20 protein-coding genes are annotated in these 25,881 nt (G+C 39.0%); 13 read left to right on the top strand and 7 right to left on the bottom strand.

All coding sequences use genetic code 11. The features are described from left to right. Window positions 1–26: 26 nt before the first annotated feature. From L1S31_RS05585 to L1S31_RS05555, 7 genes are all read left to right on the top strand, one after another. Window positions 27–833 carry a glycogen/starch synthase gene (locus L1S31_RS05585; protein ID WP_236463324.1) on the top strand — a complete coding sequence of 269 codons (807 nt, stop codon included), beginning with the start codon at window positions 27–29 and terminating at the stop codon, window positions 831–833. Window positions 834–853: 20 nt separating this feature from the next. Next, window positions 854–2,695: a BamH family beta-barrel-assembly machinery protein gene (gene bamH, locus L1S31_RS05580; protein WP_236463322.1), complete on the top strand. Its 1,842-nt coding sequence runs from the start codon at window positions 854–856 to the stop codon at window positions 2,693–2,695. Window positions 2,696–2,710: 15 nt separating this feature from the next. Further along, a complete protein-coding gene (gene glmS, locus L1S31_RS05575; protein ID WP_236463320.1) occupies window positions 2,711–4,561 on the top strand; it encodes a glutamine--fructose-6-phosphate transaminase (isomerizing) in 1,851 nt (616 codons plus the stop codon). A gap of 277 nt (window positions 4,562–4,838) precedes the next feature. Beyond that, window positions 4,839–7,673 (top strand): TonB-dependent receptor, encoded by a 2,835-nt coding sequence (locus L1S31_RS05570; protein ID WP_236463318.1) that lies wholly within the window; start codon window positions 4,839–4,841, stop codon window positions 7,671–7,673. Between the two features lie 30 nt (window positions 7,674–7,703). Next, entirely contained in the window at window positions 7,704–9,227 is a 1,524-nt protein-coding gene (locus L1S31_RS05565) for an SGNH/GDSL hydrolase family protein (protein WP_236463316.1), read from the top strand. A gap of 190 nt (window positions 9,228–9,417) precedes the next feature. After that, on the top strand, window positions 9,418–10,929 hold the full coding sequence (gene atpD, locus L1S31_RS05560; RefSeq protein ID WP_236463314.1) for a F0F1 ATP synthase subunit beta: 1,512 nt from the start codon (window positions 9,418–9,420) through the stop codon (window positions 10,927–10,929). A gap of 77 nt (window positions 10,930–11,006) precedes the next feature. After that, entirely contained in the window at window positions 11,007–11,288 is a 282-nt protein-coding gene (locus L1S31_RS05555) for a FoF1 ATP synthase subunit delta/epsilon (RefSeq protein WP_236463312.1), read from the top strand. Between the two features lie 73 nt (window positions 11,289–11,361). Here L1S31_RS05555 and L1S31_RS05550 read toward each other — a convergent pair whose 3' ends face one another. Next, a complete protein-coding gene (locus L1S31_RS05550) occupies window positions 11,362–11,532 on the bottom strand; it encodes a GldL-related protein (RefSeq protein ID WP_236463310.1) in 171 nt (56 codons plus the stop codon). 106 nt (window positions 11,533–11,638) lie between these two features. Between L1S31_RS05550 and L1S31_RS05545 the strand changes: the two genes are divergently transcribed. Genes L1S31_RS05545 through L1S31_RS05525 form a run of 5 tightly spaced genes read left to right on the top strand, consistent with a single transcriptional unit; the run spans window position 11,639 to window position 16,126 of the window. Beyond that, entirely contained in the window at window positions 11,639–12,781 is a 1,143-nt protein-coding gene (locus L1S31_RS05545; protein WP_236463308.1) for an aminotransferase class I/II-fold pyridoxal phosphate-dependent enzyme, read from the top strand. A 2-nt stretch (window positions 12,782–12,783) separates the two neighbouring features. Beyond that, window positions 12,784–13,041: a DUF2007 domain-containing protein gene (locus L1S31_RS05540; RefSeq protein ID WP_236463305.1), complete on the top strand. Its 258-nt coding sequence runs from the start codon at window positions 12,784–12,786 to the stop codon at window positions 13,039–13,041. 6 nt (window positions 13,042–13,047) lie between these two features. Then, window positions 13,048–13,665, top strand: a complete 618-nt coding sequence (bioD, locus tag L1S31_RS05535) for a dethiobiotin synthase (RefSeq protein ID WP_236463304.1) — start codon at window positions 13,048–13,050, stop codon at window positions 13,663–13,665. A 5-nt stretch (window positions 13,666–13,670) separates the two neighbouring features. Further along, window positions 13,671–14,942: an adenosylmethionine--8-amino-7-oxononanoate transaminase gene (gene bioA / locus L1S31_RS05530; RefSeq protein WP_236463302.1), complete on the top strand. Its 1,272-nt coding sequence runs from the start codon at window positions 13,671–13,673 to the stop codon at window positions 14,940–14,942. A gap of 32 nt (window positions 14,943–14,974) precedes the next feature. After that, window positions 14,975–16,126: a beta-ketoacyl-[acyl-carrier-protein] synthase family protein gene (locus L1S31_RS05525; RefSeq protein WP_236463300.1), complete on the top strand. Its 1,152-nt coding sequence runs from the start codon at window positions 14,975–14,977 to the stop codon at window positions 16,124–16,126. Here the strand turns inward: L1S31_RS05525 and L1S31_RS05520 are convergent. Next, entirely contained in the window at window positions 16,119–16,592 is a 474-nt protein-coding gene (locus L1S31_RS05520) for a regulatory protein RecX (RefSeq protein ID WP_236463298.1), read from the bottom strand. The two genes, L1S31_RS05525 and L1S31_RS05520, sit on opposite strands and share 8 nt — an antisense overlap. A 331-nt stretch (window positions 16,593–16,923) precedes the next feature. Here L1S31_RS05520 and L1S31_RS05515 point away from each other — a divergent pair, with 331 nt between their 5' ends. Next, window positions 16,924–21,714: a RemA C-terminal-like gliding motility protein gene (locus L1S31_RS05515; RefSeq protein ID WP_236463296.1), complete on the top strand. Its 4,791-nt coding sequence runs from the start codon at window positions 16,924–16,926 to the stop codon at window positions 21,712–21,714. 60 nt (window positions 21,715–21,774) lie between these two features. On the opposite strand, the gene L1S31_RS05510 is transcribed toward L1S31_RS05515, so the two are convergent. The 5 genes from L1S31_RS05510 to L1S31_RS05490 all read right to left on the bottom strand — a co-directional run bounded on the left by L1S31_RS05510 (window position 21,775) and on the right by L1S31_RS05490 (window position 25,874). After that, window positions 21,775–22,632, bottom strand: a complete 858-nt coding sequence (locus tag L1S31_RS05510) for a cupin-like domain-containing protein (protein WP_236463294.1) — start codon at window positions 22,630–22,632, stop codon at window positions 21,775–21,777. Between the two features lie 105 nt (window positions 22,633–22,737). Further along, window positions 22,738–23,823: a biotin synthase BioB gene (gene bioB, locus L1S31_RS05505; protein WP_236463292.1), complete on the bottom strand. Its 1,086-nt coding sequence runs from the start codon at window positions 23,821–23,823 to the stop codon at window positions 22,738–22,740. A 132-nt stretch (window positions 23,824–23,955) separates the two neighbouring features. After that, window positions 23,956–24,396, bottom strand: a complete 441-nt coding sequence (locus L1S31_RS05500) for a hypothetical protein (protein ID WP_236463290.1) — start codon at window positions 24,394–24,396, stop codon at window positions 23,956–23,958. Window positions 24,397–24,512: 116 nt separating this feature from the next. Next, the gene (locus L1S31_RS05495) at window positions 24,513–25,442 is read right to left on the bottom strand and encodes a bifunctional riboflavin kinase/FAD synthetase (RefSeq protein WP_236463288.1); all 930 of its coding nucleotides are present in this window, start codon (window positions 25,440–25,442) and stop codon (window positions 24,513–24,515) included. 84 nt (window positions 25,443–25,526) lie between these two features. Continuing rightward, the gene (locus L1S31_RS05490) at window positions 25,527–25,874 is read right to left on the bottom strand and encodes a hypothetical protein (RefSeq protein WP_236463286.1); all 348 of its coding nucleotides are present in this window, start codon (window positions 25,872–25,874) and stop codon (window positions 25,527–25,529) included. Window positions 25,875–25,881 lie beyond the last annotated feature (7 nt).

The following is a 25,881-nucleotide window of genomic DNA, read 5'->3' as shown; positions in this document are numbered from 1 at the left end:
TGCCAATAAATAAAGTAGATTAGATTATGGAAGATAAGAGGATATTGTATGTATCATCTGAAGTGGTGCCTTATCTGGCTGAAAATGAGGTTTCTTTGATGTCTTATGATGTTCCCAAAATGATTAATGATCAGGGAGGACAGATTAGGATTTTCATGCCGAGATATGGAAATATCAATGAAAGAAGGCATCAATTGCATGAAGTTATCCGATTGTCGGGAATGAATTTGGTCGTAAACGACCTGGATATGCCTTTGATTATTAAAGTTGCTTCTATCCCGAAGGAAAGAATACAGGTTTATTTCATAGACAATGATGAATATTTCAAAAGAAAAGCCACTTTTAGTGATGAAGATGGAGTTTTATATCCGGACAATGATGAAAGAGCCATATTCTTTGCAAAAGGCGTTGTGGAAACGGTTAAGAAATTAAACTGGGTTCCCGATATCATTCACGTTCATGGATGGATGGCAAGTTTACTGCCTATTTATATGAAGCATTATTATAAGGATGAAGCCCTGTTTTCGGAAACGAAGATTGTTACTTCGGTATACGGGCAGTCATTTGATGGCAATCTGGATAATGAAATGATTAAAAAAGTGGAGTTTGACAACATCCCGCACGAAGCAGTTGAGGAATTGGAAACCCCGAACTATGAAAACCTTATTAAGGCAGCGGTAAAGCACTCTGACGCAGTTGTAATTGCGTCTGAAAATGTGTCTTCAAGTTTAACAAAATTTATAGAATCTTCAGGAAAACCTTTTTTACCTTTCGCCACGAAAGAAAAATTTACCGAAGCATACACAAACTTTTATAAAAGTATGCTTTCTTAAAAATTACAATTTTACGTTTTATGTATAAAAAAACCTTTTTACAACCGATTTTACTTGGATTGATTGCGCTTCTTTTCGCTTCCTGCGATAAAGATTTTAATGAATTAGGAACTGACATAGTTGGTGAAGACCACTTTGGATTTGAACTTGACTCGATGTCAACCGTGAAAATCTTTAACCAAAAAGTTGGCCCAATCGCTTCTTACAATTTACCTATAAGCCCGCTTGGTTTTTATCACAACCCCGCTTTTGGCGATGTGCATGCAAATTATGTGACGCAACTGGAACTTTCGACTGCTGACCCAACCTTTAACAATACCGATGATACAGAGTACGAACACCTTCCTACAATAGACAGTGTTGTTCTTAACATTCCGTATTTTAAGAAGTTTGTAAAAGATGACCCGGATACCAACGTTAAAGACGGTAAACTTTACAAACTGGATTCCATTTATGGGGAAAAACCATACGACATCGCAACTCCAACGGCGGTGAGTTCAAAATTTGATTTGGGCGTTTATGTGTCGCGCTACTTTTTAAGGGATTTGGACCCTAATTTAGGACTGGGAGAATCTCAGGCATTTTATACTGATGAAGATGCAACCATTGATGCCAATAAAGACATTAAATTAAATACTTCTCCTGACACACGTGAAAACACGGAGTTCTTCTTTGATAAGAGAGAGCACAAACTGACAACTTACGAAGACTTTGACACTACCAACGATCCTATTTATACGCGATTTGAGCCATCAATGCGTCTGCATTTGAGAACCGATTTTTTTGATCAAAAAATTTTAAACGGTGGCAGCAACCTGCAAACACAGGCTATTTTCAAGAATTACCTAAGAGGGATTTATTTCAAAACGACACAAACAGGTGGAGATGGCAATATGGCAATGCTTAATTTCAAAGGAGGCACCATTACCATTTACTACCAGGAAGACAAAATTACCCCTGACAATGTAAACACTCCAAATGTTAATGAACGTAAAGTTGAAAGACCTCACAAATCATTTGCATTGAATATGAATGGAAACTGCGTTAGTTTATTACAACATTCCAACGAAGATGCCAATTACCTGGTTGCGGCAAACAGCTCTCAGGAAGCTTCCAAAGTTTACTTAAAAGGTGGTGAAGGTTCAATGGCAATCATCGATTTATTTGGCACTACTGACCTTATCGGATATACAGAGAATCCAAACTTTAATGAAAACCTTCCGATCAGCAGCACGAATGTTAAATATCTTGAAAACAACATTCCAAACCATATTTCTGATGAGATTGACAGGATTAAACTAAATGGCTGGCTGATCAACGAAGCCAACCTTACTTTTTATATCGACCGAACGGCTATGAAAAGTACCGATGCGGCTAGTCCTGACTACAAAAAAGTTGTTGAGCCAAACCGTATTTATCTTTATGACTTAACCAACAAGAAGCCAATCATTGATTATACCCTTGATAATGCTACAAACGGAGCATATCCAAAATTCAACAAGCCAACCTTTGGAGGATTCCTTTTAAATGAACGTGGCCTTTTGGTAAAACAGATCAGGGATGACAACACAAGTGAAATAAGTGACAAAGGATTCAAATACAAAGTCAAGATTACCAATTATGTTAGGAATCTGATTAGAAATGATTCCACCAATGTCCGTTTAGGATTGTCTGTAACTGAGAACATCAACAGTCCTGCTTTGGCAAAATTAAGAACCCCAAACAGCAATTCTAAATATGCTCCTACGATGTCGGTGCTGAACCAGCTTGGAACAATCCTATACGGAACTAATATTCCGCAAGCTCCTGGTGAGGCATGGAAGAGAAGATTAAAACTTGAAATTTATTATACAAAACCTTAATTAATACGTAATATTATGTGTGGAATTGTTGGCTATATCGGATTTAGGGAAGCTTATCCAATAGTAATTAAAGGGTTAAAAAGATTAGAGTATAGAGGTTATGACAGTGCCGGAATCATGTTGTATGATGGCAGCGACCTTAAGATTGCAAAAACCAAAGGGAAAGTTTCTGATCTTGAAGAAAAGTCAAAAACAATTGCAACTTCCAAAGCAACAATCGGAATGGGGCACACACGTTGGGCTACCCATGGTGTCCCAAATGATATCAATTCACATCCACACGTTTCAAATTCGGGGAATATCTCAATCATCCATAACGGAATCATTGAGAATTATGAACCGCTTAAAAAAGAATTACTGAAAAGAGGTTACATTTTCAAATCGGATACCGACACCGAAGTTTTGGTAAACCTAATTGAAGACGTAAAAAAGAAGGAAAACATCAAACTTGGAAAAGCAGTTCAGATTGCGTTAAACCAGGTTGTCGGAGCTTATGCCATCTGTGTTTTTGACAAAGAAAATCCGGATGAGATCATTGTCGCAAGATTGGGAAGCCCAATTGCTATAGGCGTAGGCGAAGATGAATTTTTTGTTGCTTCCGATGCTTCTCCTTTTATCGAATATACTTCCAATGCCATTTATTTGGAAGATGAGGAAATGGCGATTGTTCGTTTGCACAAACCTTTAAAAATCAGGAAAATCAAGGATGACTCATTGGTTGATCCATACATTCAGGAACTTCAGATGAATTTGGAGCAGATTGAAAAAGGAGGTTACGACCATTTCATGTTAAAGGAAATTTACGAGCAGCCGAATGTTATCAAAGACACCTACAGAGGAAGGCTTTTAGCCAATCAGGGAATCATTCAAATGGCTGGTATCGAAGACAACATTGAAAAGTTTTTGCATGCTGAAAGAATCATTATAGTGGCTTGTGGAACTTCATGGCACGCCGGATTGGTTGCTGAATATGTAATTGAGGAATTCGCCCGAATCAATGTTGAAGTGGAATATGCTTCTGAATTTAGATACAGAAACCCAATCATCAACAAAAATGATGTTGTTATCGCCATTTCGCAATCTGGTGAAACCGCTGATACTTTGGCGGCTATTAAGCTGGCTAAGGAAAAAGGCGCTTTTGTTTTCGGAGTTTGTAATGTTGTTGGTTCTTCGATTTCAAGGGAAACCAATGCCGGAGCTTACACACATGCCGGTCCGGAAATTGGAGTTGCATCGACCAAAGCATTTACAACACAAATCACGGTGTTGACAATGATTGCTTTACGTTTAGCTAAAGCCAAAGGAACCTTATCGAATTCAGATTTCCATAGGTATTTACAGGAACTTGAGGTTATTCCGGAAAAAGTTGCGGAAGCACTTACTTCTACCAATGATACTGCCAAAGAAATAGCAGCGAAATTTAAGGACGCGACCAACTGCCTATATCTTGGAAGAGGATACAATTTTCCGGTTGCACTTGAAGGTGCTTTGAAGCTCAAAGAAATTTCATATATCCACGCTGAAGGTTATCCTGCAGCGGAAATGAAACACGGTCCAATTGCCTTAATCGACGAACAAATGCCGGTAATTGTCATTGCTCCAAAACAAGGACATTACGACAAGGTGGTGAGCAACATTCAGGAAATTAAGTCAAGAAGCGGGAAAATAATTGCCGTGGTTACCAAAGGTGACACACAGGTAAGAGGCCTTGCAGACCACATTATTGAAATCCCTGAAACTTCAGATGCCTTATCTCCATTGATTACTACAATTCCTTTACAGCTATTGTCTTACCACATTGCGGTAATGAGGAAGTGTAATGTGGACCAACCAAGGAATTTGGCAAAATCGGTTACAGTAGAATAATTTTTAAAAATATACATTCAAAAGCAGGACAATGTCCTGCTTTTTTTTTGTCCCAATTTTTATGATTTATTTATTAAATGTTGCATTTTGTATGTGCGCATAGTATTTTTTTTAGCAATAATGCCAAATCGTTAATAAAAACCTAAAAAAGGTTAAAAATTGTCCGTTTTTGAACGATTCTAAAAAATCAATTATTAATAAAAATAGGCGCGTTTTTTTAATAATATAAAAGAAATATTTGTACTTTGGCGTCATAAACCAACAAAATTTAAACCAAATGAAGATTTATTTATTTATCGTTTCATTGTTTTTTTGCGGCATAACTTATTCGCAAACTTCAATTTCGGGTTCGGTAAAAGACAGTAAGAATGAACCAATTCCAGGTGCAAATGTCAAAGTTGCCGGCGAAAGTTCAGGAACTGTAACCGACAGCGATGGAAATTTTACTTTATCAACCTCAAAAACACCTCCATTTGACCTCGAGATTTCAAGTATAGGTTATGGGACCAAAAAAGTTAGTGTGACATCCAACAACCAAAAAGTCACAGCAATACTAACCGATGAAGAAACAAAACTCGATGAAATCGTAGTATCAGCTTCGAGAACTCCGGAAAGGGTACTCGAGTCTCCAGTGACCATTGAAAGAATGAGCCTAAAGGAAATCAAAGGAACAACAGCTGCTACTTATTACGATGGTTTAGAAAATTTAAAGGAAGTTCATTTCAATACCAGTAGTTTATCTTTCAAATCAATCAACACCAGAGGTTTTGCTACTGTAGCGAATACCCGTTTTTTACAATTGGTTGATGGTATGGATAACTCTTCTCCTGCGTTGAACTTTGTATTAGGGAATCTGATCGGGATTTCTGAATTGGATGTAGCCAATGTGGAGCTTCTTCCCGGAGCTTCTTCTGCATTGTACGGTGCGAATGCCTTTAACGGAATTATGTTTATGAACAGTAAAAGCCCATTTACGAATCAAGGGTTGAGTTTTTACTTTAAATACGGACAAACAACTCAGGAAGTTGCCGGAACCAATGACTATTGGGATTTCGGAATAAGAGCAGCTCACGCTTTTGACAAACACTTTGCAGCTAAGGCCAACTTCACTTTCTTAAAAGCAACCGAATGGATTGCCGCGGACACCAGAGATTTGACTCCGGACTTAACAGGCACAGGCGTTAATCCAAATTATGACGGATTGAACGTTTATGGAGATGAAGTTTCTACAAACATTAAAAGTGTGGGGCAATCGTTGGCAAACTTAGGATTGATCCCGGCTTCAGCTGTGAATTTGTTACCTAATTACAATGTAGCGAGAACAGGTTACTTTGAACAGGATCTGAATGACAATACGGTTAAGAGTGTAAAAGCCGATTTCTCATTGCACTTCAAGCCTTGGGCTGATGATAATGAAATTATTTTCCAACACAAAGTTGGTTTAGGAAATACTATTTATCAAGGAGCCAACAGATATTCGTTGAAAAACTTCTTTATGAACCAAACCAAAATTGAGTTCAAAGGAAAAAACTATTTCCTAAGAGGTTATATGACTGATGAAAATGCCGGAGATTCTTATGATATGCGTTTTGCAGCTTGGAATGTTAATAGAGCGTGGAAGGATGACCAGACTTGGTTTGGGCAATACGCCGGTGCTTACATCCAGTCTACATTAGGAGGAGCAACACCAGAACAGGCACACGCTTTGGCAAGACAAACAGCTGATAGCGGAAGGTTTTTACCTGGAACACCTGAATTCGAAAGCGCTTTGGCATCAGTTACAGCTGACCCGGACTTAGTAACAGGTTCAAAATTTAAAGACCAGTCCAAACTTTACCATGCAGAAGCAAACTATAACTTCAGAGACCTTATCAAGGTTGCTGAAATTCAATTGGGTGGATCTTTCAGGCAATATGAAATGAATTCGGGAGGAACCATTTTCACCGATTATGACGGGCCAATCAGATATGATGAGTACGGAGCTTATGCTCAGGTTCAGGCTAAATTGATGAAGGAAGACCGTCTGAAATTTACGGGTTCGGCACGTTATGACAAATCTGAAAATTTTGATGGATTTATCTCTCCAAGAATCTCTTTCGTATATTCCGCTGGAGCTAACAAAGAGCACAACTTCAGGGCATCCTACCAAACCGGATTTAGAAATCCAACAACTCAGGATCAGTACATTGGTTTGAATTTAGGGCCATTCGCTTTGATTGGTTCTGCGCCAGACAACTTAACAAGATATGTAGAAACATTCCCGGTAAGTACACAAGGACAAACAATTCCTGGTGTTGGGCCAACTGCTACCTTAAATGGAGAAAATGCGTATAACAACTCATTTACATTAACTTCAGTTCAGGCATTTTCAAGCGCTGTTGCGGCAGGCCAACCAATACCTACAGCAGTTGCGCTTCTTGAAGTTGCAGATGTGGATTTGGTTAAACCGGAAAGAGTTCAGGCATTTGACATAGGATACCGTTCGGTTATTAAAAACGACCTGGCTGTAGATATTTCGGCTTACTATAATATTTATAATGACTTCCTGAATCAATCAAGGGTTATTGCTCCTTACTACGGAGATGTAAATACCTTAGACCCAAACAACTTTGCTACTTATGCACCGGTTCAGGCGCTTCAAAATGGCGACAGAAGGGTTTATCAAATCTATTCCAATTCAAAAGCAGAAGTTACTTCATTAGGATTCGGTATCGGATTGTCTAAAAAAGTATACAAGGACTTTGAAGCAAGCGTAAATTACAACTATGCTGAGTTCACTTTTGACCAGGCAGATGACCCAAGTTTCATTCCAAGTTTCAATACTCCTAAACACCGAATCAAAGGATCTTTGGGTAACCCAAAATTGTTTAAAAACTTTGGTTTCAATACCAATATCAGATGGAACACCGAATACTTATGGCAATCCTCATTTGCAGATGGAATGGTGCCTGAGAACGTAGTGTTCGATGCACAGATCAATTATGCAATTCCGGCTTTAAAATCTGTTTTAAAGGTTGGGGCGAATAATTTATTCGGAGAAGACTATATCCAGGTAATCGGAGCTGGTGCTATTGGACAACAATGGTTTGCTTCTATAACAATTAATCCATAATAATCGATAACACTATATAATTTTAAAGTTATGATAAAAAATTTCAAATGGCTATTATTGGTTTCGTTAACCTTTGTAGCATGTGACAGCAGTGATGATGCCGTGACCGATCCAAATTCTATAGACGGTTCACCATTGACCGCCGGTTCTGCAGACTTTTCCAAATATGTTGCCTTGGGAGATTCTTTCGCGGCAGGTTACAGCGATGGTGCCTTGTTCAAAACAGGTCAGGAAAATGCTTACCCTAACATCCTTGCAACCCAATTTGCATTAGTTGGAGGTGGTGATTTTGCAACTCCGTTTATGATTGATAACATTGGTGGATTCTCATCAGGTGGAGCACAGGTTCCTGGTTTTAGCACAAGATTGGTCTTTAATCCGGCTACAAGTACACCTGCTCCTATCTCGGGTATTTCCGGCACTGACATTAGTGCACATTTATCAGGTTCTTTTAACAATTATGGTATTCCAGGAGCAAAAAGTTACCATCTGTTATTTGATGGATATGCAGCCGCAAATCCTTATTTTGGAAGATTTGCTTCTTCTTCATCAGCGACGGTTATTGGTGATGCCTTAGCACAATCTCCTACTTTCTTCTCTTTGTGGATTGGCGGGAACGATGAATTGGGTTATGCTACAGCCGGAGGAGATACTGCTTTGAATCCGTTGACCCCTGCGAATGTATTCCAACAATCTTATGGAATGTTGATTTCTCAATTGACAGCCGGAGGACGAAAAGGAGTTATTGCCAACCTACCTTATGTGACTACATTACCTTATTTCCATGTAATACAATACAACCAATTGACTCAGGCGAATTTGACTGTTGGCGGGGTAAATCAGGTAAATGCTTTGAACGCTCAACTTTACGGCCCGTTACATAATGCATTAGCATTCCTTGGACAAGGAAGCAGAATCAACCTGCTTTCAACTTCAGGCAACAATCCAATGATAATGGTAGATGAAACCTTAACAGATGTCTCTACTTCACTTACCGCTGTATTGATTGGTAGCGGACTTGATGTTCCCACAGCAACTGCTTTAGGACAGATTTTCGGAAGAGCAAGACAGACCGTTCCAACCGATTTGATTTGTTTGAGCGCTTCTTCAAGAATTGGGCAGGTTCCATCAGTAGCACTTGACGGTGTAGCTTCTCCAACCCCACTATTGAGCCAGTTGGGAGTTACTTTCCCTTTACCGGATCGTTATATTCTGATTCCTACAGAAGTAACCGAAATACAAGCTGCAACGGACAGTTACAATGCCGTTATTGAAGGTGTTGCTGCAGATGCCAGTTTGAATTTAGCCTTTGTTAACGCTAAAGATATCATGAATCAATTAACAGGCCCAACCGGAGTTGTAATGAGCGGTTATACCATGACAGCAACTTATGTAACAGGTAATACCTTCTCACTTGACGGTATACACCCAAGCCCAAGAGGATATGCGATGATTGCAAATAAATTTTTAGAAGCAATTAATACCAAATATGGTTCCAACTTCAAAGGAGTAAATTTAGGTCAATACCAAATATTATATCCTTCCGGATTATAAAAAACATATTTCAGATACCAAAACCATCCTAAATAATTAGGATGGTTTTTTGTTTTTAGGGCACTTCAAAAAATCTTCTCTTTTTTATAAAATAATTATTGATTTTTCGATTTATAAAAATTATCTTTGCACTCGGAAAAAAGAGGTCTTTTATCCAAACCTAAATAGCTATTTAATAAATACATAAAGAATGTCACAAGCAATAGGAAAAGTTTCGCAAATCATCGGTCCAGTAGTAGACGTAGTATTTGATACTAAAGATGTTGAATTACCAAAAATTTATGATTCATTAGAAATCGTTAACGCAAATGGTACTAAATTAATTCTTGAAGTTCAATCTCACATCGGAGAAAATACAGTTCGTACTATCTCTATGGAAGCAACTGACGGATTAAGCAGAGGAACCACTGTAACTGCTACAGGAGCTCCAATCCAAATGCCAATCGGAGCAGATATCTACGGACGTTTGTTCAATGTAATTGGAGATGCTATCGATGGTTTAGGAGATTTGCCAAAAGACGGTGCTAACGGGATGCCAATCCACAAACAAGCACCAAAATTCGAAGATTTATCAACTTCTACTGAGGTTCTTTTTACAGGAATTAAAGTAATCGATTTGATTGAGCCTTATGCAAAAGGAGGTAAAATTGGATTGTTCGGTGGTGCCGGTGTTGGTAAAACAGTATTGATCCAGGAATTGATTAACAACATCGCTAAAGGTCACGGTGGACTTTCTGTATTCGCAGGAGTTGGTGAAAGAACCCGTGAAGGAAACGATTTGCTTCGTGAGATGTTGGAGTCAGGAATTATAAAATATGGAGAAGATTTCATGCACTCTATGGAAAATGGAGGATGGGATTTATCTAAAGTGGATAAACCAGGAATGAGAGAGTCTAAAGCTACTTTCGTTTTCGGACAAATGAATGAGCCACCTGGAGCAAGAGCACGTGTTGCCCTTTCAGGATTATCTATCGCTGAGTACTTCCGTGATGGTGCTGGTTCAGACCAAGGTAAGGACGTACTTTTCTTCGTTGACAACATCTTCCGTTTTACACAGGCAGGTTCTGAGGTATCGGCTCTTTTAGGTCGTATGCCATCTGCGGTAGGTTACCAACCAACATTGGCAACTGAGATGGGTGCGATGCAAGAGCGTATTACTTCTACAAACAAAGGATCTATTACTTCTGTACAGGCGGTTTACGTTCCTGCGGATGACTTAACGGATCCGGCTCCGGCAACAACATTTGCCCACTTGGATGCAACAACAGTATTGTCCCGTAAAATTGCGGAGCTTGGTATCTACCCTGCTGTGGATCCTTTAGATTCTACATCTAGAATCCTTACAGCTCAAATCTTAGGTGACGACCACTACAACTGTGCTCAAAGAGTAAAAGAGATCCTTCAGAAATACAAACAATTACAGGATATCATCGCGATCCTTGGTATGGAAGAGTTATCGGAAGAAGATAAATTATCGGTATCAAGAGCACGTAGAGTTCAACGTTTCTTATCTCAACCATTCCACGTAGCGGAGCAATTTACAGGTATTCCTGGAGTATTGGTTGACATCAAGGAAACTATCAAAGGATTCAACATGATCATTGACGGTGAATTAGACCACTTGCCGGAAGCAGCCTTCAACCTTAAAGGAACCATCGAAGATGCTATCGAAGCAGGACAAAAAATGTTAGCTGAAGCGTAAATTCTATTTTGAATTTTGAATTTTGAATTATGAATTAATTTAAGATTTAGAATTTAGAATTTAAAATAATTAAAAAAATGATTTTAGAAATAGTATCACCAGAAGCTACATTATTCAAAGGCGAAGTTACTTCGGTTTCTTTACCAGGTGTAACGGGTTCATTCCAAATACTGAACAACCACGCACCTATAGTTTCTATCTTAAAACACGGTGTCATCAAAATTGAAGCATCAAGTTTTAAATTCGAAAAGGAAGTTGCCGAAAAATTTACCAAGGTAAACGATCAAAACTACCTTTTGGAAATCAATTCAGGAACTATTGAAATGAAAGACAATAAGGTAATTGTTTTAGCCGACTAAGACAATCCGACCCGAGCGTAGCGGACGGTACGCAGTAAAATAAAAATAAAAAGCTCAACTTAGGTTGGGCTTTTTATTTGATTTTTTTAAGCGATTTTATCACAATCGATGCCAGCACTATGGCTTCTATTGCGAGTCCGGCGATCAATACATATTCTGAAAATTCAATGTGGTAAATTTTCAAAAGTGTCCCGATGATTACGATAATCATTCCTATAACTAATAAGGTAAGTTGTTTTTTCATGGTTTATTCCGTAGTTGGTTTTTATTCATTACAAATATAGATGAATTATCCATAAGCAATTAGCAACTTAAATTTCTAATAATAAATCGTTGCTTATATTTGTATCATGGAATTGCCAAAATCATTACAACTCAAACTCCACCAACGCGAACAGGAAAACGCCTTGCGAAAGCTCACGCCAACAAACGGCCTAATCGATTTTGCTTCCAATGATTATATCGGTTTTGCTAAAAGCGAAACAATATTTCATCAAACCCATCAACTCCTATTAGATAAAAATCTAAAGGCAAACGGTGCGACCGGTTCACGCCTGCTTTCAGGAAACCACAAGTTGTATCAGCAAACCGAAGAGTTTATTGCGGGTTTCCATCAAACAGCAGCTGCGCTGATTTTCAATTCGGGTTATGATGCCAATGTTGGTTTTTTCAGCTCGGTGCCTCAACGGAATGATGTGATTTTGTATGACGAGTTATGCCATGCTTCTATCCGTGACGGAATTCAGATGAGCAATGCTAAGGCTTATAAATTTAGCCATAATGATTTGGAGGATTTAGAAAAACTGATTCAAAAATTCTCATCAGAAAATAATGAAATATACATTGCCACCGAAAGTGTTTTTTCAATGGATGGCGATTGCCCGAATTTTGAAGAACTGGCCTCACTTTCCGAAAAACACAGCACGCATTTGGTTGTTGATGAAGCGCATGCCTTGGGTGTTTTTGGGGAAAAAGGCGAAGGATTAATCCAAAGCCTTGGTTTACAGGATAAGGTTTTTGCGCGGATCATCACTTTTGGAAAAGGACTTGGCTGCCATGGCGCTGCTATTTTAGGTAGCGAAGATTTGAAAAGTTTCCTGGTAAATTTTGCCCGAAGTTTTGTTTATACAACCGGACTTTCACCACATAGTGTTGCGACAATTTTAGAATCTTATAAAAATCTTGCTGAAGAGGAAAAAGCTTTAAAGGATTTAAAATCCAATATCGTTTTTTTTAATCAGGAAAAAATGCGCCTGGGTTTAAAACCAATGTTTGTCTATAGTAAATCCGCGATTCAATGCGCCATCATTCCTGGAAATGAAAAAGTGAGGGATGTTGCAACACAATTACAACAAAAAGGTTTTGATGTCCGGCCTATTTTATCCCCAACAGTTCCCGAAAATCAGGAACGGCTGCGTTTTTGCCTTCACAGTTATAATTCGGAAAATGAAATCACCGTTGTGTTGGAATTGTTAGCTACTTTTGTGTTTTAATTATGGAAGAAGAAAGATTTACATTATTACGTCGGTTTCAATACTCAAGCGAAGCGCTTATTTACCAAGGCAAACTGGAAAGTTACGGGATTGAAGTATTTATGCGCGACATCAACCAAATTGATACCAATCCTTTATACAGCAATGCTTTTGGAGGCATAAAGCTATTCGTAAAAACAGAAGATTTTGACAAAGCGAATGAAATCCTGAACGATGTAAATTTATATCCTGTTGATGATGAGGATGAACCCAATGAATAAAATTTAATGAAAATATTTATAACAGGAATCGGGACAGATGTGGGCAAAACCATAGCCTCAGCCATTGTTGTTGAAGCCTTGGAAGCCGATTATTGGAAACCAATCCAGGCTGGCGATTTGGATAATTCCGACAGCCATAAAGTCAGGACTTTGGTTTCCAACGAAAAGTCGCAATTTCACGAAAACAGCTATAAACTCAATACGCCGGCAAGTCCACATTTGGCTGCAGCCAAAGATGGCGTGCGTATCGATCTGAAACAAATTGTGGAAACCAAAATTCAAAATCATTTGGTCATTGAAGGTGCAGGCGGTGTTTTGGTGCCATTGAACGATAAGGAATATGTTGTTGATTTAATCAAAAAAGACCATAAAGTCATTATGGTTTCGCGCCATTACCTGGGAAGCATCAACCACACCTTGCTTACTATCGAAGCTTTGCAAAACCGTAAAATTAAAGTAGCTGGAATTATTTTTTCAGGAGACGAAAACAAGGCAACTGAAGAAATCATCCTGGAAAAATCGGGAGTAAAATTCATCGGCAGAATTGATAACGAACCTTATTTTGATGCAAACGTCATTGGCTATTACGCAGAGAAATTCCGTGACAATCTTTTAAAATTATAACCCAAATGAACTTTTCCGAAAGAGATAAATTATACAACTGGCATCCATATACCCAACACAAAACCGCTACTGATTTTCCGGCTATTGTTAAAGGAGAAGGCGCTTTGCTTTGGGATGAAAATGGTAAGGAATATATTGACGCGATTGCTTCGTGGTGGGTCAATCCTTATGGCCATTCGAACAAAATTATTGCTGATGCCATTTACAACCAACTCACTACTTTGGAGCATGTTTTATTTGGGGGTTTTACCCATGATAAAGCGGTTTTGCTGGCAGAAAAGCTGATGGAAATTTTACCCAAAAACCAAAAAAAACTTTTCTATTCCGATAATGGTTCGACTGCCGTTGAAGTTGCGTTGAAGTGCGCATTGCAGTACAATTACAACAAAGGAATCAAAAAGACCAAAATCATTGCTTTTGAAGATGCGTTTCACGGGGATACTTTTGGTGCCATGGCTTCGAGCGGAATATCGTTTTTTACCGAAGCTTTTAAAGGTTCTTTGCTCGAAGTGGTCCGCATTCCGGTTCCGACTCAGGGAAATGAAGAGCGAAGTTTACAGGCTTTGCATGATTTGGTTGTAACCAATGAATATGCGGCTTTTATTTTTGAGCCATTGGTACAAGGTGCAGCAGGAATGGTAATGTACCGTCCGGAAGTTTTGGAAACAATGATTACAATCTGCAACCAAAATAACGTGTTCACGATTGCCGATGAAGTGATGACGGGTTTTGGCAAAACAGGAAAAACCTTTGCCACAGATTACCTCGGCAACAAACCCGACATGATGTGTTTGTCGAAAGCCCTGACTGGAGGAACAATCCCAATGGCAATCACGACTTTCACTCAGGAAATCTTTGATGGTTTTTATGATGATGACACCAACAAGGCGTTGTTTCACGGACATACCTTTACTGCAAATCCAACGGCTTGTGCTGCAGCTTTGGCAAGTATCAAGTTGTTGCAGACTGCTGAAATGCAGGGCAATATTTCTGCGATAAACAAATCGCATTTAGGCTTTGAAGCCAAAATAAAATCGCATCCAAAAGTAAAAACCACGCGTGTTTTGGGAGTTATTTTTGCGCTGGAAATCAAAACCCAAAGCGAGGAAAGTTATTATGGTTCGATGCGGAACAAACTTTATAATTTCTTTATTGATAATGGCGTAATACTGAGGCCTGTTGGCAATATTGTTTATATCCTTCCACCTTACGTCATTAGCAATTCCCAATTGGAAAAAGTATATGCGACTGTCGAAAAAGCGCTCGAAATAGTGTAGTTTTGCACTTTAAACTGCATAATCAAACTGCCTTGAAAACTCCTGTTGCCATAACTTCGATTGCTTCTTTTTCTGCTTTAGGAAAAACTTCAGCTGAAGTTTGGAATCAATATTTGAATCCGGAAACATTAATTGCTGAGAAAAAAATTGGCAACGGTAATTCCCTTGTGGCATCGTTACCTGAAAATTTGGCAAAGGAAGTTCAAGCCTTACGGAATTCGGAAGCCAAGTATAAATCATTGGACAATTCGGTGATTTACGCGATTATCGCTTCGAGAGAAGCTGTGAAGAATGCAGGTTGGAACGACTCAAAATTTGCAGTCAATATCGGTTCTTCGCGTGGCGCCACTGATCTTTTTGAAAAGCATCACCAGGAATTCCTGGAAACCGGAAAAACGCCAACATTGGCTTCGCCCACTACAACATTAGGGAATATTTCCACTTGGGTTGCCCATGATTTAAAATCACAAGGTCCAGAATTGTCTCACTCCATCACCTGTTCTACCGCACTTCATGCATTGCTAAACGGAATTGCCTGGCTTCAGGCCGGAATGGCTGATAAATTTTTGGTTGGAGGAAGCGAAGCTCCATTGACACCATTTACGATTGCACAAATGCAGGCTTTGAAGATTTATTCTAAGTCAAATGATGAATATCCCTGCAGGGCTTTGGATTTGGATAAAACTAAAAACACCATGGTTTTGGGAGAAGGTGCAGCGATGGCTTGTTTGGAGCTTGGCAAAAAGGAAAATGCTTTAGCTTACGTTACCGGATTTGGTTATGCTACTGACGATTTACAGCACAGCATTTCCATTACCGATGAAGCCGAATGTTTTCAAAAATCGATGAAAATGGCATTGCAAAACATAAATCCGGATGACGTTGATGCTATTGTCATGCATGCTCCGGGAACCATTAAAGGCGACAAATCAGAATACAAAGCGATAGAAAAAGTTTTCGGCGAAAAACTTCCAATGCTGACGACCAATAAATGGAAAGTAGGCCACACCTTTGGCGCTTCGGGAATGCTGAGCCTTGAGATGGCGATCTTGATGATGCAACAGCAACAGTTCATCGGAGTACCTTTTGTAACGGAACAAAATCCACGGAAAAACATTAAAAATGTATTGATAAATGCCGTTGGTTTTGGAGGGAATGCGGTGAGTATCCTGCTTTCTAGGTAAGCTTTTCAAATTCCTTCAATTTTTCATAAACCAGATTACTTTCCCAACCTCTTCGCAATAAATAATCACAGAATTTTTTATTCTTTTTTTGGCCTTTACGCTCTGTAAGGCTGTTCCAATGCCTTTCTGCCAAATTGTTTAAAGTATCCTGATATTCCTCTTCCGAAATTTCGGTTAAGGCAAGTTTGATGTTCGGTGCCGAAATCTGACGCTGTTTGAGTTCATTGATAATCCTGATTTTCCCCCAACTTTTAACGCGATGTTTTCCGCGGGCAAAACTTCGGGCAAAACGTTCTTCATTAAGGAAATTATTCTGCAGCAAATGAACTACAATTTCATCGATTTCATTAGAATTCATCCCTAAATCATAGCTTTTCTGCACCACTTCCTGATGACAACGCTCCTGATAAGAACAGTAATATTCTAATTTGAGCTTCGCTTCATTTATGGCCAGTTTTTCCTTCATTTTTAAAAAGTATTCAGGAACAAAATTAGGGAATTGCAATTAATCTTAACTTTTTTTAAGATTAAACCGATGAAAAATAAACTAGTAAAAAGCCTCAAAGCACCTAAAAAGGCTGATAAAAACGTTATCCGGTTTTTTTATCAACAAAATGACGCATTAAAGACACATTTTATTAATAATTTCTTAAGCTAAAACCGTTGTTATTTAGTAATTTAGATGTAGTTTTGTTGTCCCGTTTTCTACCAGTCATGTCTTGACCTTTTTTTGTGCGCCAAAAATTGAGGGGCTATTACTGTGAAAACGAATACGATAACATAATTCATTTTTTATAATGAAAATTAAAATACTTTTTGTTGCGCTTTTGATTAGTACCTTATCATGGGGGCAATCTATTTTTACAAATCCAATTACTGGAACAAATCCTAACACGGCAAATCCTTATACTACCGGCCAAACCTTTAATGCAAATATAACTGTATCAGGTATTGGAAGAGGCTCAGGTATTCCTGGATCTAATGCCAATAATCGTTATAATTCGAATGGGTGGAGTACTGGAGCCATAGACTTAACAGACTATTATGAATTTACATTAACTCCAAATGGTGGCTATGAAATAAACTTTGTAAGTTTTGTTTATACATCTACATTGTCATCCGGTTCTCCAAATTTTGCTTTCCGTTCAAGTGTTGATGGATATGCATCCAATATTGGAACTCCTACTGCGGCAGGAACAACTATTTCTTTATCTGCAGCTGCTTATCAAAATGTAACATCTGCTATTACCTTTAGGATTTATGTTTATGGAATGCCTTTGTCAACAACAACCTTTAGTATCGATGACTTCACCTTTAACGGAACTGTTGTTACTACAGCACCTTGTAGTACACCAACCTCACAGGCATCGGCAATTAGTTCGAGCAATGCAACAACAACAGGTGTCGATTTATCATGGACGGCTGGTGCAACAGCAGCAGGGACATTGGTATCGCTTCGTCAAACCAGTACCGGAATTACAGCTCCTTCATCAGGGACCAATTATACAGCTAATACTGCCTGGGCTAGTGCCGGGCAAATTGATGTAAATAACCGTGTTGTATATAAAAATACCGGTACTTCTGTTACCGGGATTTCAGGCCTTACTCCGGGAACGCAATATACGGCCACACCTTATGCATACAATGGAAGTGGCACAAACGTTTGTTTCAACACTACCAATCCGGAAAGTTTTGATTTTTATACACTAGCCAACGAACCCGCTTCGCATGCTTCATTTACGACTTGTGGAGCGTCTACTGCTACTTCAATTACCGTAAATTTTGCGGCGGCTAGTACAATTTCAGCCTCTGGTTATTTAATCATCTATCGTCAGGGCGCTACTCCAACAGGAATACCAACTGACGGGACAATTTATGGCGCTGCAGCAGTAATCGGAGACTCAACTGTTGGAAGCTACATTGCCTCAACTATTGCCACTTCTGCAACTATCAGTGGCCTCAATGGGGGTTCAAGCTATACTTTTGCCTTGATTCCATGGAATGCCACAGCAGGACCGGTTCCAGCTACGATAAATTATAGGACTGCGGCTACCATCCCAACGCTTACCTGCAGCACTTCGCCAGCTCCTGAAATAAACGTAAAAGGAATTGTAGGTTCAAACCCAAGCATAGTTGATGGTGATACTACGCCAAGTGGACTAGACAACACTTTGTTCGGAACATTTGTTGTTGGGTCGCCAAGTCCAACCAAAACATTCAGGATAGAAAATCTAGGTAATGCGAATTTAGTTATAACAAATTTGTTTATGAATGGCGGGAATTCAGGAGATTTTACTTTTCCTGCAATAACTTTCCCCCTTACCATAGCAGGCGGAGCGTTTTATGACGTTGTAGTTACTTTTACGCCTGGTGCTGCGGGTACAAGGAATACAACCTTGACCATTAACAGCAATGATTCCAATGAAGCGACTTATGATTTTTTAATACAGGGAACAGGAACAGTAACACCTCTTGTTGAAATTAATGTAAAAGGAAATGGACAGAGTATTCCGGATAACAGTATTTATCCATCGGGAACCAACCATACGGCATTTCCGGTTACTATACAAGGAAACTTCTCAGTCAGGACATTTACGATAGAAAATTTAGGAACCACTTCCCTTGCACTAAGTGGTGCTTCTCCTTATATAACAATTACCGGTGCACATGCCGCACAGTTTAGTGTGACAGCAATTCCATCCAACTCCATTGCAGGTGGCGGAACCACAACATTTGATATTACGTTTACACCAACATCTGGAGGTGCTAAAAATGCAACTGTTACCATCTACAATAATGACACAGACGAAGCAGTTTATAACTTTAACATCAGCGGAACGTGTCAAGGTTCCAATAATATTTATGTAAGCGGAAACGGTTATGATATTCCATCGGGCTCGTCGACAACGACGACAACCAACCTGACCAACTTTGGGCTGGTAGCTGTAACAAGCGGTATTAAACAAAATACTTTTGTTGTTACCAATTTATCGGGATCAACAAGGTATCTTTCTACTACTCCGGTAATATCAGGGCTTGACGCCTCCATGTTTACTGTTGTTGGCTTACCAACCAACGGTGCCCTGAGTAATGCCAATACGACATCGTTTACAATAAGCTTTACTCCAACATCGGCAGGTGTTAAAAATGCGACCGTAACTTTTAATGTTTATACTGATTCTGGAAGGACAACTCCTGACTCAATTAACGGAACCTTTACTTTTGCCATTTCGGGTGAGGGAATTGTTTATATTCCTTGTAGTAACAACAGCGTCCAAACTATATATCAACAGGATTTTGAAGCAGCTCCTGCTACGCCTACCTGGACTTATTCGTATACTACCGACGGAACTGTGACCACAAACGTTGGAGGTTCCTATAATAATGGTTCGGGATTAGTCGCAGCTTCCAATGGAAGTAGGTCTTTTCAATTCAAAGGCATAGGAACATCCACTACAAGAAGTGCCGTTATATTACTAAACCAAGTTGATGTAAGTCAGTACAACAACATTAATTTCTCTATGAAAGTTGGTGCTTACAGAGTTACTGGATCAACACAAGGTTTGGATGTCAATGATTTAGTACAAATAGAAACGAGTATTGATGGTGGGGTTAACTGGTCTGTAGAATCGGTTTTGAGAGGTTACACCAATTCGAGATGGAACCTTGCGGCGAATGGAGTATTCAATGCTTATTATACAGGAAATAATACCGGAGTAACTTTGGATACCCGAAATGGAAATGCCGAATTGGCGAACGGTATCGCTACTTATAATGTAAAAAACCTTCCGCAATCGTCAACACTTTGGATTAGGATTACGCTTAATGTTGACAGGGATGACGAGTTATGGGCGATTGACGATATTAAAATAGAAGGGCAGACGGCACAATCTTCTACCTGGAATGGAACAAACTGGACTGCAGGATTTCCAACATCAAGCACCAAGGCAATTTTTGATGGCGACTACACTACGACTGCGGCAGTAGATCACGGAAGTGTGCAGGCATGCGAATGCCAGATAAAATCAGGGCGGAATGTTATTGTAGACAGTGGTTATTATTTTGAGATCCAAAGTGATGTTAAAAATGACGGAACCCTGACTATTGCCAATAACGGAAGTTTGGTTCAGATAAACGATACAGCGACAAATACAGGAAGCATCAATTACCAAAGAACAGCGTCTTCTATAAGAGGCTCTGACTATGTGTATTGGTCTTCACCTGTTGCAGGACAAGTCATAAACAATATTTATTCGAGCCCAACGCCTGGATTTATTTACAAATGGAATCCATTGGCAACCAATGTCAACAGCCCTGTAAGTTCAGGAAACTGGCAGTTATCACCAGGAAGTACAATGACTGCAGGTAATGGCATCATAATGAGAGGTTCGAACATCTATTCGATGGCTGCAACCAACATTCCCGCTGTTTTCACAGGAGTTGCAAATAATGGTGTTATTCCGGTGACCATTAGCCGAGGAAACAATACTACAGCGAGTACGGTTGGACCCGGAAATGGGGTAACTGTTACAAACTATGATGATAACTGGAATTTAGTTGGAAATCCATATCCTTCGTCAATCAAGGCGGTTGATTTCCTATCCTATAACACCGGCATTCAGGGATATGTTTATTTGTGGACACACAACACTACTCCTACAGTAACCGGAAATCCGTTCTATGGTTCTTATTTATATAACTATACCAATAGTGATTATATTACCTACAATGCCTTGGGAGGATCGAGCGGTCCATCTGTATTTAACGGCTACATTGCCGGTGGCCAGGGATTCTTTGTGATGATGAATGATGGCGCAACAGGAAACGGAACTGTTAATTTTAAAAACAGCCTTCGTGATAAAACCTATTCCAATAGTCAGTTTTACAAAACTTCACAGACAGGAGAACAAGGTGTTCATAGAATTTGGCTTGACTTAGTTGATACCAACAATGTTCCTACAAGAACTTTATTGGGGTATGCTCCTGAAGCAACTGCTGGTTTAGACCGACTTTATGATGCTTCGAAAAACATGGCAAACGATTTCAACATTTATACCATTGCCAATAACGAAACGCTGACCATACAAGGAAGGCCATCGCCTTTTGACAGCAGTGATGTTGTTCCGATTGGAATCCGTGTAATGCAGACTGGAGATTATAAAATAGCGATTGGCGCCGTTGATGGTATATTTGCAGAGGATACACAAAGTATCTTCCTTGAAGATAAGCAATTAAACATCATATACGATTTAAGGCAAAACCCGTATAGCTTCAATGCGAATGAAGGTATCATTAATGATCGCTTTCAACTAAGATACAACAGGAGTTCTTTGGGCAACCCTGATTTAGAGACCGGTGACAGTTCAGTTGTCTTAGCTTCAAATCATGGAGTAATGACTATCAAATCTTCTGTTGAAGTCATTCAGGAAGTGACCGTTTATGACATTTTGGGAAGACAATTATTGGACGCGAAATCGATAGCAAGCAAAGATTTTACAACCTCTGGCATTACAGCAAGGCAGCAAGCCTTGATTGTTAAGATCAAATTGGAAAATGGCAATACCATCACAAGGAAAATCATCCTTTAATTTCTTTGGAAAACATAAAATAAAAAAAGGTCCCGTTAGAATTAACAGGACCTTTTTTTATTAGTCACTTTTGGTATTGATAATTGCCTTTTGATTTTTATAGTCAATCCACTGCTGCCCTTTCCATTTTCGCATCATGGTATCAAAATGACGCATGATAAAAACATTGTATGCCGCTTTTGACAGATTGGTTATCGTTCTCGGGAAAGCCCTCAGGCTCATCGAAAATCCCGGAGTAACATATTTCATATAATGCCAATAGCCTTCAGGCATGTAAAGCATTTCACCATGATTTAATTCCGCTACCAAGCCCTTGGCTTTTTTTAAAGCCGGCCATTTTTCATAATCGGGATTGTCAAAATCTATGTCTTCACGGGAAATTAAGGAATGGGGTACCTTGTATAAATAGGGACTTTGGTCTGGTGCAAACAGCATGCATTTCTTTTTCCCATGAAAATGGAAATGAAGAATATTGGAATAATCAATATCGTAATGCATAAAAACCCTGGCTCCTTCACCTCCAAAAAACAACATCGGTAATTGCTTCACCAAACGCAACCCGATATCAGGCCATTTGAAATCATTGTTTAAAACTGGTACTTCCTTCATTAGGTTGTACAGGAATATCCGATAGTTGGTTGGCTTCGACTGAAGCAAATCGATATAATCCGCCATTTTCATTTTGGCGTGTGCTTCGTTAAAGCCATCCTTGTGTGAAACCGGCCTATCGTCATAAAGCGGAACTACTTTATCACCCGCAATTTCCTTAATGTAATTGAGGTTCCATTTTTCAAAGGCAGGCCAATCACTGGTAAGCTGCTCGATGATTAGGGGTTTTTGTTTCCTAACATAATGGTTATAGAAATCTTCTTTGCTAATTGTTTTTACGCGTTCAATTTCTGACAGTGTTAACGCCATAGATGTTGAATAAAGTGAATTACAAAAAAAATGCTTTACATCTTTCGATATAAAGCAAATTTAAAAAAAGGTTTTCGAAATAAATTTACATAATAAGTTAAAATATTATTTAGCTTTTCCTGATGCTTCCAGGTTTCTTTCGATGGTATGTCCGGGACGCGTCCATTTTGGTTTTTCACCTAATGACTGGAATTGTGAGTCTTCCGCTTCTACAGTCTTAGGCTGCATTACTTTAATGAATGGTTTTTGAGCCACCAATCCAAGCGTTTCGAACATTTTCATGTCTTCATTTACATCGGGATTTGGAGTAGTCAATAATTTGTCTCCGGCAAAAATGGAATTCGCTCCAGCGAAGAAACACATTGCCTGTCCCTCTCTTGACATTTCCGTTCTACCTGCCGAAAGGCGTACCTGTGTTTCAGGCATTACGATTCTTGTTGTTGCTACCATTCGTATCATTTCCCAGATTTCAACTGGTTTTTCATCAGCCAATGGTGTACCTTCTACAGCCACCAATGCGTTAATCGGCACAGATTCCGGTTGTGGATTTAAGGTTGAAAGTGCAACCAACATTCCTGCTCTGTCTTCAATGCTTTCTCCCATTCCGATAATTCCTCCACTGCAAACTGTTACATTGGTTTTACGCACGTTTTCGATGGTTTCCAAACGGTCATCAAAACTTCGTGTTGAAATTACATCCTTATAATATTCTTCTGAAGTATCTAAATTGTGGTTGTAGGCATATAATCCTGCTTCGGCCAAACGTTGCGCCTGGTTTTCGGTTAGCATTCCCAAGGTACAGCAAACTTCCATATCCAGTTTGTTGATGGTCCTTACCATTTCCAAAACCTGGTCAAATTCCTCACCGTCCTTTACATTGCGCCATGCAGCACCCATGCAGACCCTTGAAGAACCATTTGATTTGGCCCTCAACGCCTGTGCTTTTACCTGGCTTACAGTCATCAGGTCATTACCTGTAATATCGGTATGATAACGTGCAGCCTGTGGGCAGTAGCCACAATCTTCAGGGCAACCTCCGGTTTTTATTGATAGTAAAGTGGAAACCTGTACAACATTTGGATCGTGTTGCTGCCTATGGATTGTAGCAGCTTCGTAAAGCAAATCCATTAAAGGTTTATTGTATATAGCGATGATTTCTTCTTTAGTCCAATTGTGTTTTGTAATACTCATAGGTGCTATTTTATATTGCACCAAAAGTAATTAAATTGTATGTAAGTTACAATTTTGTGAGTCATTATGAACAAATAAAAAAGCCCCATAAAATTGAGGCTTTTTACAATCTATGATAGAATCAAAAAATTATTAATCTTGTGGAGCCATTTTCCTTCTCCAATACTGAACGGATACAAAAACAACGATTAAGGCAGAAGCTACACCTTCGAACAAAATCCCGATGCAGTATTGATTGGCTGTTGGCTCACCGCCAAATAATAAGTCTTCTGAAAAATTTTTGATATAAGTATCTCCACCTCTTAAATGGATGTAGGAAACCAAACCTATGATGGCAAAAATAACCCCTAACAATGCTGTCGCTCCTGCTGAAAATAAATTGTATGCATAATCCCTTTTTCCTTCCGCCATATTTGAGCTGAGGGTTCGGGTAACGCCATACCATACAAAAAGTACATTAAAGACTCTTAGCCAGAGTATGTCCGACAGGTTTAAAAAATCAATGACCAAGAAGTAAAGTGCGATTCCGGCAAATATTATAATTCCATTAATAAGTTCTTTTGGCAGTTTCATAGTGGTAGTTTTTTAGTTAGACAACACTATAAAATTAAGAAAAATATCTTTGACAGTTAAATCATTTAACAAAAAAGGAAGAAAATGACTAATCAAAACAGGATATGTTTTGATTATTATAATTTGTCAATATAATCCTGGGCGTTTATTTTATCCTGACCTAATTGCGCTTTCAGTGCATCAATTGATTCGAATTTCTGCTCATCGCGCATACGCTTCATTAGTGAAACTGTAATCACCTTATCGTACAAATCCGCTTTGAAATCGAAGAAATTAATTTCGATGGTTTGTGTAGTTCCATCAACTGTTGGCCTTGTCCCAATGTTCATCATGCCATAAACCGTTGTTCCGTCAACAACGCTTTTGGCAACATACACTCCGTTTGCCGGAATGAGTTTGTAGCTTTCGGCTATTTTAATGTTTGCCGTTGGGTAACCTATGGTCCTTCCAAGTTGTTTTCCTTTGGAAACAATTCCGGTTAGTGAATAAGGATAGCCTAAATAATCACATGCCAATTCCACATTCCCTTCTAAAAGTGCATTCCTGATTTTGGTAGAACTAATCGAAACTTCATTGATTTCCTCAGCGGAAATTTGTTCTACTTCAAAACCGAAAGTCTCGCCAAAAGTGATCAGGTCGTCAATGTTGGCAGTCCGGTTGCGCCCGAAGCGATGGTCATAACCAATGATAATTTTTTTCACCTTGAAGATATCGACCAAAACCTGTTTGACAAATTCTTCGGCTGTCAACCTTGAAAACTCCTTGTCAAAAGGATGAACAACAAGATTATCGATTCCTAAATTATCCAACAAATCGAATTTCTCATTGAGTGTGTTGAGCTGTTTCATTTCGGTATCTTCCTGAAGCACCATCCTTGGATGTGGAAAGAAAGTAAGTACCAGGCTTTCGCAATGTAGTTGCTGCGCATTTTGGGTAACCTGTTCCAATATTTTTTGGTGGCCAAGATGAACGCCATCAAAAGTGCCAATCGTGACAACAGTTTGCTGATTAGTAGAAAATGAATTTATGGAATGGAATATTTTCAAGGATTTAGTAAAAATATGACACCACAAAAATATGTTTTTAGCAATTAAAAACGATAACTTTTACTCTTTTAAAATAGAAAAAATTTAATAGTTGATTTCGGTTGTAACCTGTGGCACTTCATCAATTTTGAATTGAAGTTCAAAGTGAGGCCCTTTCTTTGTTGAAGCTAGGTGCAGTTTGCCCTTCTCAATTTTAAACAGGCCATTTTTCCCTCTGCAGAAACAATACCTTCCAAAGAGCATTTTGGTATTTTGCAACTCTGAATCTGTATAGTTTTGCTCCGCAACATCATTGGGAATTTCAAAGACAACTTCTTCTTTGTAGCCGCCATCGTAGGCAACCTTATCCATGTCTTTTTCATAAACAAAAAGCAAAACGCTGGTTTTTGGATTGGTTTCCATCTTATAGGATAACGAACCGTTTGTTTCCAAAACCTCA

Origin of the sequence: Flavobacterium wongokense (assembly GCF_021608265.1) — a bacterium.
Lineage (GTDB): Bacteria > Bacteroidota > Bacteroidia > Flavobacteriales > Flavobacteriaceae > Flavobacterium > Flavobacterium wongokense.
Note: the sequence above shows the minus strand (reverse complement) of the source record. Positions and strands in the feature narration are given on the sequence as shown.

What these genes read in the sequence shown, in the direction of transcription:
- L1S31_RS05585 (WP_236463324.1), top strand. Translation starts at nt 27, where the DNA reads ATGGAAGATAAGAGGATATTGTATGTATCATCTGAAGTGGTGCCTTAT.
- bamH (WP_236463322.1), top strand. Translation starts at nt 854, where the DNA reads ATGTATAAAAAAACCTTTTTACAACCGATTTTACTTGGATTGATTGCG.
- glmS (WP_236463320.1), top strand. Translation starts at nt 2,711, where the DNA reads ATGTGTGGAATTGTTGGCTATATCGGATTTAGGGAAGCTTATCCAATA.
- L1S31_RS05570 (WP_236463318.1), top strand. Translation starts at nt 4,839, where the DNA reads ATGAAGATTTATTTATTTATCGTTTCATTGTTTTTTTGCGGCATAACT.
- L1S31_RS05565 (WP_236463316.1), top strand. Translation starts at nt 7,704, where the DNA reads ATGATAAAAAATTTCAAATGGCTATTATTGGTTTCGTTAACCTTTGTA.
- atpD (WP_236463314.1), top strand. Translation starts at nt 9,418, where the DNA reads ATGTCACAAGCAATAGGAAAAGTTTCGCAAATCATCGGTCCAGTAGTA.
- L1S31_RS05555 (WP_236463312.1), top strand. Translation starts at nt 11,007, where the DNA reads ATGATTTTAGAAATAGTATCACCAGAAGCTACATTATTCAAAGGCGAA.
- L1S31_RS05550 (WP_236463310.1), bottom strand. Translation starts at nt 11,532, where the DNA reads ATGAAAAAACAACTTACCTTATTAGTTATAGGAATGATTATCGTAATC.
- L1S31_RS05545 (WP_236463308.1), top strand. Translation starts at nt 11,639, where the DNA reads ATGGAATTGCCAAAATCATTACAACTCAAACTCCACCAACGCGAACAG.
- L1S31_RS05540 (WP_236463305.1), top strand. Translation starts at nt 12,784, where the DNA reads ATGGAAGAAGAAAGATTTACATTATTACGTCGGTTTCAATACTCAAGC.
- bioD (WP_236463304.1), top strand. Translation starts at nt 13,048, where the DNA reads ATGAAAATATTTATAACAGGAATCGGGACAGATGTGGGCAAAACCATA.
- bioA (WP_236463302.1), top strand. Translation starts at nt 13,671, where the DNA reads ATGAACTTTTCCGAAAGAGATAAATTATACAACTGGCATCCATATACC.
- L1S31_RS05520 (WP_236463298.1), bottom strand. Translation starts at nt 16,592, where the DNA reads ATGAAGGAAAAACTGGCCATAAATGAAGCGAAGCTCAAATTAGAATAT.
- L1S31_RS05515 (WP_236463296.1), top strand. Translation starts at nt 16,924, where the DNA reads ATGAAAATTAAAATACTTTTTGTTGCGCTTTTGATTAGTACCTTATCA.
- L1S31_RS05510 (WP_236463294.1), bottom strand. Translation starts at nt 22,632, where the DNA reads ATGGCGTTAACACTGTCAGAAATTGAACGCGTAAAAACAATTAGCAAA.
- bioB (WP_236463292.1), bottom strand. Translation starts at nt 23,823, where the DNA reads ATGAGTATTACAAAACACAATTGGACTAAAGAAGAAATCATCGCTATA.
- L1S31_RS05500 (WP_236463290.1), bottom strand. Translation starts at nt 24,396, where the DNA reads ATGAAACTGCCAAAAGAACTTATTAATGGAATTATAATATTTGCCGGA.